This window comes from Mesorhizobium sp. B1-1-1, assembly GCF_006442955.1.
Classification (GTDB): domain Bacteria; phylum Pseudomonadota; class Alphaproteobacteria; order Rhizobiales; family Rhizobiaceae; genus Mesorhizobium.
Genome location: NZ_VFWW01000011.1, coordinates 117,969 through 131,350, shown reverse-complemented (window position 1 = coordinate 131,350; position 13,382 = coordinate 117,969). Strand labels below are relative to the sequence as shown.

The window sequence follows — 13,382 nt, the reverse complement described above, 5'->3', positions numbered from 1 at the left end:
CCCGCACAAACTCTGCACCAACTGGACAGGATTAAAGCGCGTTAATGTTACTGGTCGGTTAACCCCTTAGAATCAGGCGCAAATTTTCTTAAAATATTTGGGGGCCGCTCAAACTACCCACAGAGAGGCACGCGCAGCCGCCGTTGCAGGCCGGCTGAACATGGACAATCCCTAGAGAACGGCCGCCAGGCTGCGCAATACCGGCTGCAGGCGCACAAGGCCGATATCCTCGCGCTCGAAACGGCTGCCGACCTTGGTGAGCTTGGCCAGCACCTGCTCGCCCTCCTCCGGTCCGATCGGCGCGATCACGATGCCGCCGCTCGACAACTGGTCGAGCAGGAAACGCGGCAGGCTGTCGAAGGCGGCCCAGGCGACGATCCGGTCGAACGGGCCTTCTGCGGCCAAACCGGAGGAACCATCCACCTGGCGCGCGATGACGTTGCCGATGCCGAGCGCCTCGAAGCGCTGCCGCGCCTGTTCGACCAGCGTCTTGTAGCGGTCGATGGTGACAACCCGGCCTGACAGGCGCGACATCACCGCTGCCGTATAACCGGAGCCGGTACCGATCTCGAGCACGCGATTCCCGACTTCGATGGCGAGTGCGGCGATCACCGCCGCCTGCATGTCCGCGCCCTCGATCGCTTCGCCGCATTCGATCGGCAGCATGCGGTCCGACCAGGCGATGGAATGGAATTGGGCGGCCAGGAAGCCGCGCCGCGGTGTCGCCTCGAAGGCCGCGATCAGCGCCTTCGGCACGGTCCCCCTGCCGCGCAGGCGCAGCAGGAAGGCGGCAAATCCTTCTCGGTCATCGATCGGCAGGTTCATGCAAGGGCCTTGCTCAGCTGGTCACGAATCTCATGCGCTGTGAGGTCGAGCTGCAACGGCGTCACCGACACCAGGCGATTGCGCAGCGCAAAAAGGTCGGTGCCCTGCTTGCCCTCGACGGGTTCGCGGCCGAAGCGCAGCCAGTAGTACGGCAGCCCGCGCCCGTCGCGGCGTTCCTCGACCCACAGGCTGTGTACGAGCTTGCCCTGCGAGGTGACCACCGTGCCGGCGACCTCTTCAGGCAGGCAGTTCGGAAAATTGACGTTGAGCAGCACGCCGTCCGGCAACGGCGTCGCGACGAGTTTCTTGAGCAGCGCCGGCGCCAGCGCCTCGGTGGTCTCGTAGGGAACGACGCGGTCCTCGCCGACAGTGCTGTAGCCCTGGCTGAGCGCGATCGAGCGTATGCCGAGCAACGCGCCCTCCATCGCGCCGGCGACGGTTCCCGAATAGGTGACGTCGTCAGCGATGTTGGCGCCGGAATTGATGCCCGACAGGATCAGGTCGGGCGCGCCGGGCAGGATCTTCTTCACGCCCATGATGACGCAGTCGGTCGGCGTGCCGCGCACGGCAAAGTGCTTCTCGCCGATTTTCCTCAGCCGCAGCGGCTCCGAGATCGACAGCGAGTGCGCATAGCCGGACTGGTCCTGCTCCGGCGCCACCACCCAGACATCGTCGGACAATGTGCGCGCGACGCGCTCGAGCGACGCCAGGCCCTCGGCATGAATGCCGTCGTCATTGGTCAGGAGAATACGCATTATTTCGATTCGATCTTTTCCAGCCCGCCCATATAAGGCCGCAGCACTTCAGGAATGGTTACGCTGCCATCCTCGTTCTGGTAGTTTTCGATGACGGCGATAAGTGCGCGCCCGACAGCCGTGCCCGAGCCGTTCAGCGTATGGACGAAGCGGTTGCCCTTGCCGTCCTTGTCCTTGTAGCGGGCTTCCATGCGCCTGGCCTGGAAATCGCCGCAGACAGAGCAGGACGAGATTTCGCGATAGGCGTTCTGGCCGGGCAGCCACACCTCGATGTCATAGGTTTTTCGCGCGCCAAAACCCATGTCCCCGGTGCACAGCACCATGGTGCGGAACGGCAATTCGAGCCGCTTCAGCACTTCCTCGGCACACTCGGTCATCCGCTCATGCTCGGCGAGCGAGGACTCCTGATCGGTGATCGACACCAGCTCGACCTTGTAGAACTGGTGCTGGCGCAGCATGCCGCGCGTGTCGCGCCCTGCCGAGCCGGCCTCCGAGCGGAAGCACGGCGTCAGCGCGGTGTAGCGCAGCGGCAGTTTCTCATGGGCGGTGATCTCCTCGCGCACGAGGTTGGTGAGCGGCACTTCGGCGGTGGGGATCAGGCCAAGCCTGCCATCTCCATGCGGCGTGAAGAACAGATCCTCCTCGAACTTCGGCAGCTGGTTGGTGCCGAAAAGAACATCGTCCTTGACCATCAGCGGCGGGATGACTTCCTCATAGCCATGCTCGGTCGTGTGCAGGTCGAGCATGAACTGGCCGATCGCGCGTTCCATCCGCGCCAGCCCGCTCTTCAGCACGGTGAAGCGCGAGCCCGACAGCTTTGCCGCACGCTCGAAATCCATCATGCCGAGCGCTTCGCCGATCTCGAAATGCTCCTTCACCCAGTTCGGGCGGGTCGGCACCTTGCCGACGATCTGCTTGACCACGTTGTCGTGCTCGTCCTTGCCGACCGGCACATCGTCGAGCGGCACATTGGGCAGCACCGCCAGCGCGTCGTTCAGCGCCTTGTCGAGCTCGCGCTCGCGCGCCTCGCCGTTCTGGATGAAGGTTTTTATCTCACCGACTTCGGCTTTCAGTTTTTCGGCAAGGGCGGCATCGCCCGAACGCATGGCATTGCCAATCTCTTTCGAGGCGGCGTTGCGGCGTTCCTGCTTGGTCTGCAGCTCGGTAACATGTTCGCGCCGCGCCTCGTCCCTGGCGATCAGGTCATCGACGGTGGACTGCGCTTCCTCGACCGACCACGAGCGCTTGACCAGCGCCTCGACAAGGGCCTTCGGGTTGTCGCGAATCCATTTGATGTCAAGCATGGTCTGAAAGCTCCTGCGGTAGCTTGCCGCCAAAGCGCGCGGCGGTTTGCGCTACGATATGCTCAAGAATATAGCCTGAAACGCATCGTCGGTTTCGCGATGCGTTTCAGGCCAGAGGGGGTAAACCGCATCTCTGATCGATGCAAGATCGGGCTTGCTGACGGCAGGGGCCGCGAGCCCGCTTTCGAGTGGTGAGGGATAGCGCGACAGTCCAGAAATAAAAAACCCGCCTCGGCGGCGGGTCGTTGGCGCAAATCAGCACCATAACCGAATATGTACCATAGCGGCGGGCACCAAGTCAAGAAAAAATTCCTATCGGCACCGGGCCGCGCACCGATTCCGAGGCCGGCAGCCCGCAGGGGCGACGCGCCTGCCCTATGTGGAGGATGCGTCTGCCGGCTTTTCCGCCACCTCTTCCTCGGATTGCTGCTTCTCCCGCGCCAGGCGCTCGCGCTCCTGGCTGCGTTCAATCATCCGCGCCGACCAGATGGCGACCTCGTAGAGCAGGATGGTCGGGATGGCGAGGCCGATCTGGCTCATCGGGTCGGGCGGCGTCAGCACCGCCGCGACGACGAAGGCGATGACGATCGCCCATTTGCGCTTCTCGGCCAGCGCCTTGGATGACAGCATGCCGACGCGCGTCATCAGGCTGGTCACCACCGGCAGTTGGAATACCAGGCCGAAGGAGAAGATCAGCGTCATGATCAGGCTGAGATATTCCGACACCTTCGGCAGCAGCGAAATCTGCACCTGGTCGTTGGTGCCCGATTGCTGCATGGCGAGGAAAAACCACATCACCATCGGCGTGAAGAAGAAATAGACCAGCGAGGCGCCCATCAGGAACAGGATTGGCGACGCGATCAGGAACGGCAGGAAGGCGTTGCGTTCGTTCTTGTAGAGGCCGGGCGCGATGAACTTGTAGATCTGCGTGGCGATCAGCGGAAAGGCGATCACCATGCCGCCGAACATGGCGAGCTTGACCTGCGTGAAGAAGAATTCCTGCGGCGCGGTATAGATCAGCTCGACCTTGTGCGGGTCGAGCCCCGCCCATTGCGTCGCCCATTTGAATGGCACGACAAGTAGGTTGAACAGCTTCTTGGCGAAGAAGAAGCAGACCAGGAACGCGGCGAAGAAGCCGCCGAGCGACCAGATCAGCCGGCGGCGCAACTCGATGAGATGCTCCATCAGCGGCGCCGAGGATTTCTCGATCTCGTCCTTTTCCTTGTCCGAAACGCTCACTTGGCGGCTCCCGCCGTCTTTTTGGCCACTGGCTTCTTCGCTGGAGCCGGTTTCGCCTCGGCCTTGGTCGTCGCCGCCTTGGCTGCTGCCGGTTTGGCATCCTTTGACGCCGCCACGGGCTTCGCCGGCGCTTCGGGTGCTGGCGCGGGTTTGGCGGTCGCCGCTTTCGCGGGCGTGGAAGCTTTCGCGCCGTTCGCCGAAGCCTTGGCGGGCTTGGCCGCTTTCCCTGCCGCGGGTGCCTTTGGCGTCAGCTCTGTCGGCGCTGAGGACGCCACTACCGATTCATCGGTCATGACCGGGAAGATCGGCGCGGCCGGCGCGGTATCGGGTTCATTGGCCCCCGGCATGGTGGTCGCGCCGTTCTTCAACGGTTCGGCCGCCTGCGATACCGAGCCGGCGGGCGCTGCCGTATCGACGGCCGGCTTCGGCTTCATCGCCGCGTCGACGCCGGAACGCACATCGGCGGCCGCCTGCTCGAACGGATTGAGCTGTTTCCTGATCTCGGCAACCGGGCTGAGCCCCCTTAGCTCGTCGACCGACTTCTTGACGTCGTCGAGCTCCGCTTCCTTTAGCGCCTCGTTGAACTGCTTCTGGAAATCGGCCGCCATGGCACGCAGCTTCGCCGTCGTGCGGCCGAAGGTGCGCAGCATGTTGGGCAAATCCTTCGGCCCGACGACCACGATCATAACGATCGCGATCACCAGCATTTCGGTCCAGCCGACTTCAAACATGGCTATCCGTTCCGACTAATGCATGCCGCCCAAAAGTGCGAAGCGGTTCTGGGACAACGACACGCACAAAGCAACAACCCTTGGCTCAGCTCTTGCTGGCCTTTTCCTTCGCTGCCGAAACGGTTTCGTCGGCGCGATGTTCGACGGTACGCTTGTCGTCGGCAACGTCGTCGTCGGCCATGCCCTTCTTGAAGCTCTTGATGCCCTTGGCCATGTCGCCCATCAGCTCGGGTATCTTGCCGCGGCCGAACACCAGAAGCACGATGACCAGCACGATCATCCAGTGCCAAATCGAAAATGAACCCATAGCAACTCTCTCTCGAATGGTTTCCCTGGCGATGATCTATGCGTTTTCGCGTTGGGATTCAAACACAACCGCGACAGAGTTTATGAAAGGGTGTCGGATGTCACGCATTTTCGGCAATGCGGTCCGCTACCAATCGGCGCATCTAGCCCGGGAAAGCCTCCAGGAACAGAGGCTTGCGGTCAATCTTCCGTGACGCGCGGCGTCAGCAGGCCGAGTTCCTCGAGATCGATATCGGTCAGCGGATCCTCGTCCTCGGTCAGTACATCCGGGTCCGCCGGCGGCTGCGGAATGGAGAAATTCGAAGGCATGCGGCCCGAAAGCAGGCCGGCACCCTTCAACTCCTCCATGCCGGGGAGATCGCGGATTTCCTCGAGCGCGAAATGGTCGAGGAAGGTTTCGGTGGTGCCATAGGTGACGGGACGGCCGGGCGTTTTGCGCCGGCCGCGCATGCGCACCCATTCCGTCTCCAAGAGCGTATCCAGCGTGCCTTTCGAGGTTTCGACGCCTCTGATGTCCTCGATCTCGGCGCGCGTTACCGGCTGGTGATAGGCAATGATCGCCAGAACTTCGAGCGCCGCGCGCGACAGCTTGCGCTGTTGCACGGTGTCACGGCTCATCAGGAAGGCAAGATCGCCGGCGGTGCGAAACGCCCAGGCATCACCGACCCGCACCAGGTTGACGCCGCGCCGCGCATAGATCTGCTGCAGCTCAGCCATCGCGAGGGCGATGTTGATGCCATCGGGAAGGCGCGCGGCCAACTGCTTTTCGCTGACCGGCTCGGCACTGGCGAAAACGATCGCCTCGGCCATGCGCACCGCCTCCGCCATATGCAGCCGCTCGGCGGGATTCTGCGCCGGATTCTGGGTCGGATTCTGAACCGAAGCCTGGTCGATCTCGCCCTCCTCCGGTTCGTTGTCCATCTTGAACGGGACAACCGAAGCGTTGGCGCGTTCGCTCATGATGCCACCTCGACTGCCTTGATTGCCTGTGCGCGGTGGTCGCGCAGATAGATCGGCGCGAACACCTCGTCCTGCCGCACATCCATCTTGCCCTCGCGCACGAGTTCCAGTGTCGCCGCGAACGAGCTGGCGATCGCGGTGCGCCGCTCTTCCGGGCTGGACAGATATCGGACGAGAAAACTGTCGAGCGCCGTCCAGTCCTGCAGCGAGCCGATCAGCCTTGTCAGGATATCGCGGGCGTCCTTGAGCGACCAGACGCCGCGCCTGGCGATCGTGACATTGGTGATTGCCTGCTTCTGCCGCTGCTGGGCATAGGCGGTGAGCAGATCGTAGAGCGACGCCGAATAGGCGTTGCGCTTCTCGATGATCACCATTTCCGGCATGCCGCGCGCGAACACGTCGCGGCCGAGCCGGTTCCGGTTGACCAGCCGCGCCGATGCATCGCGCATGGCTTCCAGCCGCTTGAGCCGGAATTGCAGCACCGCCGCCAGTTCCTCACCGCTTTCGCCTTCCTCGCCCGGCTGCTTCGGAATCAAAAGCTTCGATTTGAGGAAGGCGAGCCACGCCGCCATCACCAGATAGTCCGCGGCGAGCTCAAGTCTTAGCGCCCTCGCCGTCTCGACGAAGGCCAAATACTGCTCGGCGAGCGCCAGGATGGAGATGCGCGCGAGATCGACCTTCTGGTTGCGGGCAAGATGCAGAAGAAGATCGAGCGGGCCTTCGAATCCTGCGACGTCGACGACCAGCGACGGATCGCCGGTCAGCCGGGTATCATCGCTTTCGGCCCACAGGCGGTCCATCGGTGCGGCCTTCCCGGCCTTGCTTTCCAATGCTTCCGCCACGTCCCGTTCTTCCCTCTGTCAGGCCACCGCATCGAAATAGGTGGCGAATTCGGCGCGTATCTCGGTTTCTTCAGCCGCGTCGCGTTTTTCTATATAGGTCATTGCCCGGTTTGCGCGCTCAAGCGACTTGCCCTCAAGCCCTTTGGTTCGCGATGCGATGCCCGCCATCTCCTCGAAAACGCCGTTGCAGTGAAGGACCAGATCGCAGCCGGCCGCAAGGATCGAGGCCGCCTTTGTCGGGAAATCCCCAGAAAGTGCCTTCATCGAGGTGTCGTCGCTCATCAGCAGCCCATCGAAGCCGATCTCGCGGCGAATGATCTCGTCGATGACCTTGCCGGAGGTGGTTGCCGGGTTTTTCGGGTCGATCGCGCTGTAGACGACATGCGCGGTCATGGCCATCGGCAGGTGGTTGAGTTCCCTGAACGGCGCAAAATCGTGCCGCTGCAGCTCGCTCATCGAAGCGTCGACGACAGGCAGTTCGAAATGCGTGTCCGCGAAAGCCCGGCCATGGCCGGGAATATGCTTCATGACCGGCAGCACGCCGCCAGACATCAGGCCTTCCGCCGCGGCGCGGCCGAGCTCGATGACCGGGCGCGGCTCCTTGCCATAGGCGCGCGCGCCGATGACGTCGCTCGCCCCTTCGATCGGCACGTCGAGCACCGGCAGGCAATCCGCCGTGATGCCGTAGCGCAGAAGGTCGAAAGCGTGCAGCCGCGCCATCAGCCAGGCGGCGCGGGCTCCGGCGTCATGGTCGTCGCGCCACAGCGCACCGAGCGCGCCGCCGGCTGGATAGTTCGGCGCCAGCGGCGGCCGCAGCCGCTGCACCCTGCCGCCTTCCTGGTCGATGAACACCAGCGCGTCCGGGCGTCCGATGCAGTCGCGCATCTCGGCGACCAGGTCGCGGATCTGCTCGGTCTCGCTGATGTTGCGGGCAAACAGGATGAAGGCCCACGGGCATTCATTGCGATAGAAACTGATTTCTTCGCGGGTGAGCGATTTCCCGGCACAGCCGAGGATCATGGATTTTGATTCGGTCATGCCGACGAGTCTAGAATCTTCCGCGGCCAAAGGGAATCACGTCGAAAAGTGCAAAATGAAAACCGGCGCGGCGTTGAGGCCGCGCCGGTTTTCAAACTGCTCTCCTCCGACACGGGAGGTGAATGACTACCTCGACACGAAGCAGTTGCCGCCGGCAGCCTTGTAGCTGGTGCACAGATTGATGGCATCGTTGCGCGACTGCGCGGGCACGCGGACGCGGTAGAAAGTCCCCTTGCCGGCGATCTCCGCCTTGACGATGTTGGCGGTGCGGCCGGAAAGCACGCCACCATAGCGACGCTGCAGATCCTGATAGGTCGACTGCGCGCTTTCGACCGTCGGCTGCGAGGCGATCTGCATCGACCACGAACCGCCGCCGGTCGAGGGCGCCGCGGGACTGATGGAGGCAACCTGATCGGGCTTGACCTCGCCGACCACGTCGACCGGCTGGTCGGACGGGCGCTGCGGCGCGACCGGAACCTTGGCCGGCGTGTTGGCCGACTGGGCCTTGGCTTCCGCCTTGGGCTCGGCCACCGGTTTCAGGGCTGGCTCGTCGTCCGCCTGCGCGGCGTCCGGCGCCACCGTGCCGGTCTGGTCGGCATCGGCCTGAGCCGACGGCGCGACATGTTGCGGCGCCGGATCGACCGGCTCCACGGCAGCCACTTTCGGTGCGGCAGGCGCCGGATCCTCACGCGGCACCAGCGACCCGTCCGATTTGACCACCATGGTCCTGACCTTGCGCGGCGCCACGGCGACGACGTCGGGATTCGTTCCCTTGTCGGCATCCTGGAGAACCTGCGCGATACGATCCTCGGACTTGGCTGCGGGCGCGGCGTTGTCGGCTGGCGCCGCTACGGCGGTTGAAGCATCGCCGCTGTCGCCGTCCGCGCCGGCTGCGGTCTGGTCGGGCGAGAGATCGACGGCGCGAGCCGGATCTTTCGCCGCCACATCGACCGGTTCCTCGACATTGGTGACGAGCTTCTGCTGGACCGGCTCGGCGGGCTTGGCGCCCTTGGCCACCGCGTCATAGACCTTGTTGTCCTGGTTCGGCACCACGGCGCCGCCCGGGTTTTCCGGCTTGACCTTGATCGGTGCGTTGTCCGCCTTGACCAGGACCGGGGCGTCACCGCTGCCCTGGCCGCCCGGAGACAGCGCGAAGGCGCCGATGCCTCCGGTGACAACGACTGCACCGACAATGGCGGCGATGAGCAGGCCGCGCCTGCGCGGCGACCCGCCGGCCTCGCGTTCGGCGAGACCAGGAACCGACATCGCCTCGTCCAGCTCGGGATCGTAGTCGAGCTCGTCGACGGCAAAATCGTCGGCCTGTGAAACCGGCTGGCTGCCGGGCAAGTCGTCGACGTCGAAGCCGTTGGTGGCGTCGGCATAGCCTGCCGGCGCTGTCGCGCGGGCAGACATTTCCGCCGGCCGTGCCGCGTAGGTGCGGGCCTCGGGCTGATAGCCCGGCTTGAGCCCCTCATAGCCCGGCTTGAGCGCCTGATAACCCGGGTTGGGAGCCTCATACCCCTGTTCAAAGGCATCGTAACCAGGCTTGAAGCCGGTATTGTAGGATTCGTCGGCATAGGACGCGCTGGTGTTTGCGGGAGCCGCAGCGACATCCACTGTATTCATCTCGGTCAGCAGATTGGAGAATTCGGCGTCGAGATCGTCGTAGCCGGGCGCGGCCGGCTCATCCTCTTCGAAGTGCAATTCCGGAATGTCGAGATCATCCTGAAGCGCCACGACGCGCTCCGGCACATCGACGGTCTCGACATCGGGCATCTCGTCATCGAACGCGGACTGCTCGCGCGGTGCGGCGGCCGGCGCCGCATAAGCGGCAGGCTCGGCCGCACGATAGGTCGGGACCGCGGCAGACGGCGCCGCGGCCATGGGGGCCGCCGAAGCCATCGGCTGGGCGGTAAAACTCGCCTGTTGCGGCTGTGGGACCGGCGTAACCCGGCTCCACGAGCGGGCCGGCTCGGGCGGCGTGGACTGCATCGTCAGCCAATCGAGGGGATCGTCGCGGAAAGTTTCCGGCGCGGCGGGATCCGCGGCGACGTCTTCATCCCGGTCGATGCCTTCGGCCAGGTCGATGCTTGCGGCGAGTTCCGCTTCGAAATCATCGCCTTCAGAGGCAGCGGCATGCGCGCCGAGGTCCTGGTCCTGAAGCTCATCGAGCATGAGATCGTCAAGATCGACGTCAGCGGCCGAGACCGCCTGATGCTGCTGCGCCGCCGCAGGTTCGTCCAGGTTCCAGTCGAGGTCACCGGCCGCCGGTTCTTCGTCGGGTTTCGCGGTCGCGGCGACAGGCTGCTGAACCGCTACCTCCTCCTCGGCCACCGGCGCCGAGCGTGCGCTCATGGCGCCCAACAGCGCGTTCAACTCGTCTTCAAGGCTACGCTCGTCGGCGGCGGCATGCACCGGTTCGGCCATAGCCGGGGCGGCCGGATGAACGGGGGCAGCCACAGGCTCAGCGGCCGGCTCGTCCGTCGCTTCGGCAAGCGCGTCGTTGAAATCCTGCTCGAAAGCATCGTCCAGCGGCTCATCGGCGGCCAGGTCTGCCGCCTCGCCTTCCGCATCCGTCGCCTCGGCGAACACGTCCTCCATTTCGTGCGCATCTGCCGTCTCGGCGGTCACGTCATGCGCGTCAAGCGCATCCGTCTCCGCAGCCACGGGCGCATCGGTCGCGACCGAGTGATCGGCAGCCAGATCGAAATCGATATCCGCCAGCCCGTCGTCGAAAGCCGTGGCGTCATCAAAGCGATCGCCAAAATCCTCTTCGGAAACCGCATGGTTCGCGTTCAGCGCCGCCTCGACGGGAGGCTCGACCGGAGCCGCGGCCGCTTCAGGCTGCTGCTCCGCCACGTGACCATCGAGCATCAGTTCGTCTTCGAGCGAAAGGGCAAAACCATCGTCGAATTCATGGTCGACGGTAGGCTCCGCGACAGGCTCCGCCACTTCGGCGGCCAAGGCGGGCTCGGCCGCATCGGTCGCGTCATCAAGCCGGAAGTCCTGATCGAGCGATGCCGCAAGCTCGTCCGCCATGGGCAGATCGTCATCGAGCGGCGAAACGCCATCGAGAGAGCTGGCTACCGCATCGTCGAAATCCGTATCGAAAGCGGCATCGACGGTTGGCGCGGCCTCGGCAACAGCGTCGTCGGCACCATGCTCATCGTCGAGCTGCATGTCGTCGAACGCCATGGCGAGTTCGTCATCCATGCCGTCGGTAGCGGCGGCGTCGAACGCCGGCTCATCAACATCGGCGACCGTCGCGGCGTTGCCTTCGGCAAAGTCGAAGTCGCCCATCAACTCCTTTTCGAGATCGATGTCGAAATCGACCTCCTGCGCCTGCTGATCAGCGGCGGCTTTCGGTTGGGCGGGCGCCTGTGGCTTGACCGGCTGGCGCGGGTCGAACCCCATGATCCTGGTCAGTTCCGCGAACGGATCATCGTTGGCGATGTCGTTGTTGTCGGCTATTCTCAGCTGGGTTCTGTCTGCCATTATTGTTCCCGAACTCGCACTCATTCGGACGCCATGGACGTCGCGCAGGGTTGGCCCTTACCAGCGCAATGTGGGCAAAAGGTGACAGGTTTTTTAGTCAAACCTAACGCATTTCGGTGGGCGCCGCGGCGCCGATCAGCGTCAGGCCGGACGTCAAGACATCCGAAACAGCCTGCACCAGCCCTAGTCTGGCATGCGTCAATTGTCGGTCGTTAACCTTAACAAAACGTAAGTCCGGATTATCGGTGCCGCGGTTCCAGTGCCCGTGGAAGCTTGAGGCCAGATCGTAGAGGTAGAATGCCAGCCGATGCGGCTCGAGCGCAAGTGCCGCCGACTCGATCAACCGTGGATATTCAGCGAGTTTCCTGATCAGGCCGATCTCGCCTTCGTCGGTCAGCAACGCCACGGCAGCCGCCAGACTGTTGCGATCGAAATTGGCCTCTCCCAACTGCTCGCTCGCCTGCCGGAATACCGAATGGCAGCGCGCCGAAGCGTACTGCACATAGAACACCGGATTGTCCTTGGACTGCTCGGTCACCTTGGCGAAGTCGAAATCGAGCGGCGCATCGTTCTTGCGATAGAGCATCATGAAGCGGATGGGGTCGCGGCCGACTTCCTCCACAACCTCGCGCAGCGTCACGAAATCGCCGGACCGCTTGGACATGCGCACCGGCTCGCCATCGCGAAACAGCTTTACCAGGTTGCACAGAAGAACCGTGAGCTTCACCTCGTCGCCGGCAATGGCACGGGCCAAGGCCTCCAGCCGCTTGACGTAGCCGCCATGGTCGGCGCCGAGCACGTAGATCAGCTCGACGAAGCCGCGATCGACCTTGTCCTTGAGATAGGCGACGTCGGCGGCGAAATAGGTGAACGAACCATCCGACTTGACCAGCGCCCGGTCCATGTCGTCGCCGACCGCCGTCGAACGGAACAGGGTCTGTTCGCGATCTTCCCAGTCGTCCGGCCTCTCGCCCTTGGGCGGCGGCAGCTTGCCTTTGTAGATATGGCCCTTCAGCGTCAGGTCGTTGATCGCCGAGCGGATCTTCCTGGCATTGTCGGCGTGCAGCGTGCGCTCGGAGAAGAACACGTCATGATGCACGTTGAGCAGCGCCAGATCCTCGCGGATCATCGCCATCATCGCGTCGATGGTGCGGTCCTTGACGATGGCGAGCGCCTCTTCGTCCGGCATCTGCAGCAAGGACCGGCCGAATTCCTTGGCCAGCGCCTGCCCGACCGGGACCAGATAGTCGCCTGGATAGAGCCCGGCCGGGATCTCGCCGACCTCGTCGCCAAGCGCTTCGCGATAACGCAGCATCACCGAGCGCCCGAGAACGTCGATCTGCGAGCCGGCGTCGTTGATGACATATTCCTTGGTCACGTCATAACCGGCAAAGGCCATCAGATTGGCAAGCGCATCGCCAACGACGGCACCACGGCAATGGCCGACATGCATTGGCCCCGTCGGGTTGGCCGATACATATTCCACATTGGCCTTCCTGCCGCCGCCGATGCTGGAGCGGCCGAAATTGCGGCCCTCGCCCAGAAGCGTCGTGAGATGTGCCTGCCAGAAACCGTCCTTGAGCCGCAAATTGACGAAGCCCGGGCCAGCAACCTCGGCGGCCGCGATATCCTTGTCGTCCCGCAGCGCGAGCGCCAGGCGCTCAGCCAGCGCCCGCGGGCTCTGGCCGGTGGGCTTGGCCAGCACCATCGCCGCATTGGTCGCGAGGTCGCCATGGCTGGCATCGCGCGGCGGCTCGACGGCGATGCGCGACAGGTCGGGCGAAACGCCGTCATTGTCTTTCAGATCAAGCGTTTCGACGGCCTTTATGATTCGCGCGGTGAAGTCGGCGAAGATGTTCATGGGTATGACTCTGGCGGCTTTGCAGG

Annotated in this window: 11 protein-coding genes; all 11 read right to left on the bottom strand. The window is 63.9% G+C overall.

Annotation, left to right across the window (positions count from 1 at the left end):
* Positions 1-171 precede the first annotated feature (171 nt).
* The 11 genes from FJ986_RS23145 to argS all read right to left on the bottom strand — a co-directional run bounded on the left by FJ986_RS23145 (position 172) and on the right by argS (position 13,356).
* Positions 172-825: a protein-L-isoaspartate(D-aspartate) O-methyltransferase gene (locus tag FJ986_RS23145; RefSeq protein ID WP_140675830.1), complete on the bottom strand. Its 654-nt coding sequence runs from the start codon at positions 823-825 to the stop codon at positions 172-174.
* Positions 822-1,580 carry a 5'/3'-nucleotidase SurE gene (surE, locus tag FJ986_RS23140; protein ID WP_140517122.1) on the bottom strand — a complete coding sequence of 253 codons (759 nt, stop codon included), beginning with the start codon at positions 1,578-1,580 and terminating at the stop codon, positions 822-824. Before surE ends, FJ986_RS23145 begins: the two co-directional genes overlap by 4 nt.
* Positions 1,580-2,884, bottom strand: a complete 1,305-nt coding sequence (gene serS / locus FJ986_RS23135; protein ID WP_140675827.1) for a serine--tRNA ligase — start codon at positions 2,882-2,884, stop codon at positions 1,580-1,582. The genes surE and serS overlap by 1 nt, the downstream gene beginning before the upstream one ends.
* Positions 2,885-3,259: 375 nt before the next feature.
* The gene (tatC, locus tag FJ986_RS23130) at positions 3,260-4,123 is read right to left on the bottom strand and encodes a twin-arginine translocase subunit TatC (protein WP_140495766.1); all 864 of its coding nucleotides are present in this window, start codon (positions 4,121-4,123) and stop codon (positions 3,260-3,262) included.
* Positions 4,120-4,854: a Sec-independent protein translocase protein TatB gene (tatB, locus tag FJ986_RS23125; RefSeq protein ID WP_140675824.1), complete on the bottom strand. Its 735-nt coding sequence runs from the start codon at positions 4,852-4,854 to the stop codon at positions 4,120-4,122. The genes tatC and tatB overlap by 4 nt, the downstream gene beginning before the upstream one ends.
* An 85-nt stretch (positions 4,855-4,939) precedes the next feature.
* A complete protein-coding gene (locus tag FJ986_RS23120) occupies positions 4,940-5,161 on the bottom strand; it encodes a twin-arginine translocase TatA/TatE family subunit (protein WP_015317533.1) in 222 nt (73 codons plus the stop codon).
* Positions 5,162-5,340: 179 nt separating this feature from the next.
* Complete coding sequence (gene scpB / locus FJ986_RS23115; RefSeq protein WP_140675822.1) at positions 5,341-6,120, bottom strand: SMC-Scp complex subunit ScpB; 780 nt, start codon at positions 6,118-6,120, stop codon at positions 5,341-5,343.
* Positions 6,117-6,920 (bottom strand): ScpA family protein, encoded by an 804-nt coding sequence (locus FJ986_RS23110; protein WP_140623496.1) that lies wholly within the window; start codon positions 6,918-6,920, stop codon positions 6,117-6,119. Before FJ986_RS23110 ends, scpB begins: the two co-directional genes overlap by 4 nt.
* 60 nt (positions 6,921-6,980) lie before the next feature.
* Complete coding sequence (nagZ, locus tag FJ986_RS23105) at positions 6,981-8,000, bottom strand: beta-N-acetylhexosaminidase (protein ID WP_140517130.1); 1,020 nt, start codon at positions 7,998-8,000, stop codon at positions 6,981-6,983.
* A 126-nt stretch (positions 8,001-8,126) separates the two neighbouring features.
* A complete protein-coding gene (locus FJ986_RS23100) occupies positions 8,127-11,495 on the bottom strand; it encodes an SPOR domain-containing protein (protein ID WP_140675819.1) in 3,369 nt (1,122 codons plus the stop codon).
* Positions 11,496-11,598: 103 nt separating this feature from the next.
* Positions 11,599-13,356, bottom strand: a complete 1,758-nt coding sequence (argS, locus tag FJ986_RS23095; protein WP_140675816.1) for an arginine--tRNA ligase — start codon at positions 13,354-13,356, stop codon at positions 11,599-11,601.
* Positions 13,357-13,382: the final 26 nt, after the last annotated feature.

What these genes read in the sequence shown, in the direction of transcription:
- FJ986_RS23145 (WP_140675830.1), bottom strand. Translation starts at nt 825, where the DNA reads ATGAACCTGCCGATCGATGACCGAGAAGGATTTGCCGCCTTCCTGCTG.
- FJ986_RS23110 (WP_140623496.1), bottom strand. Translation starts at nt 6,920, where the DNA reads ATGGACCGCCTGTGGGCCGAAAGCGATGATACCCGGCTGACCGGCGAT.
- FJ986_RS23100 (WP_140675819.1), bottom strand. Translation starts at nt 11,495, where the DNA reads ATGGCAGACAGAACCCAGCTGAGAATAGCCGACAACAACGACATCGCC.
- argS (WP_140675816.1), bottom strand. Translation starts at nt 13,356, where the DNA reads ATGAACATCTTCGCCGACTTCACCGCGCGAATCATAAAGGCCGTCGAA.
- scpB (WP_140675822.1), bottom strand. Translation starts at nt 6,120, where the DNA reads ATGAGCGAACGCGCCAACGCTTCGGTTGTCCCGTTCAAGATGGACAAC.
- serS (WP_140675827.1), bottom strand. Translation starts at nt 2,884, where the DNA reads ATGCTTGACATCAAATGGATTCGCGACAACCCGAAGGCCCTTGTCGAG.
- surE (WP_140517122.1), bottom strand. Translation starts at nt 1,580, where the DNA reads ATGCGTATTCTCCTGACCAATGACGACGGCATTCATGCCGAGGGCCTG.
- nagZ (WP_140517130.1), bottom strand. Translation starts at nt 8,000, where the DNA reads ATGACCGAATCAAAATCCATGATCCTCGGCTGTGCCGGGAAATCGCTC.
- tatB (WP_140675824.1), bottom strand. Translation starts at nt 4,854, where the DNA reads ATGTTTGAAGTCGGCTGGACCGAAATGCTGGTGATCGCGATCGTTATG.
- FJ986_RS23120 (WP_015317533.1), bottom strand. Translation starts at nt 5,161, where the DNA reads ATGGGTTCATTTTCGATTTGGCACTGGATGATCGTGCTGGTCATCGTG.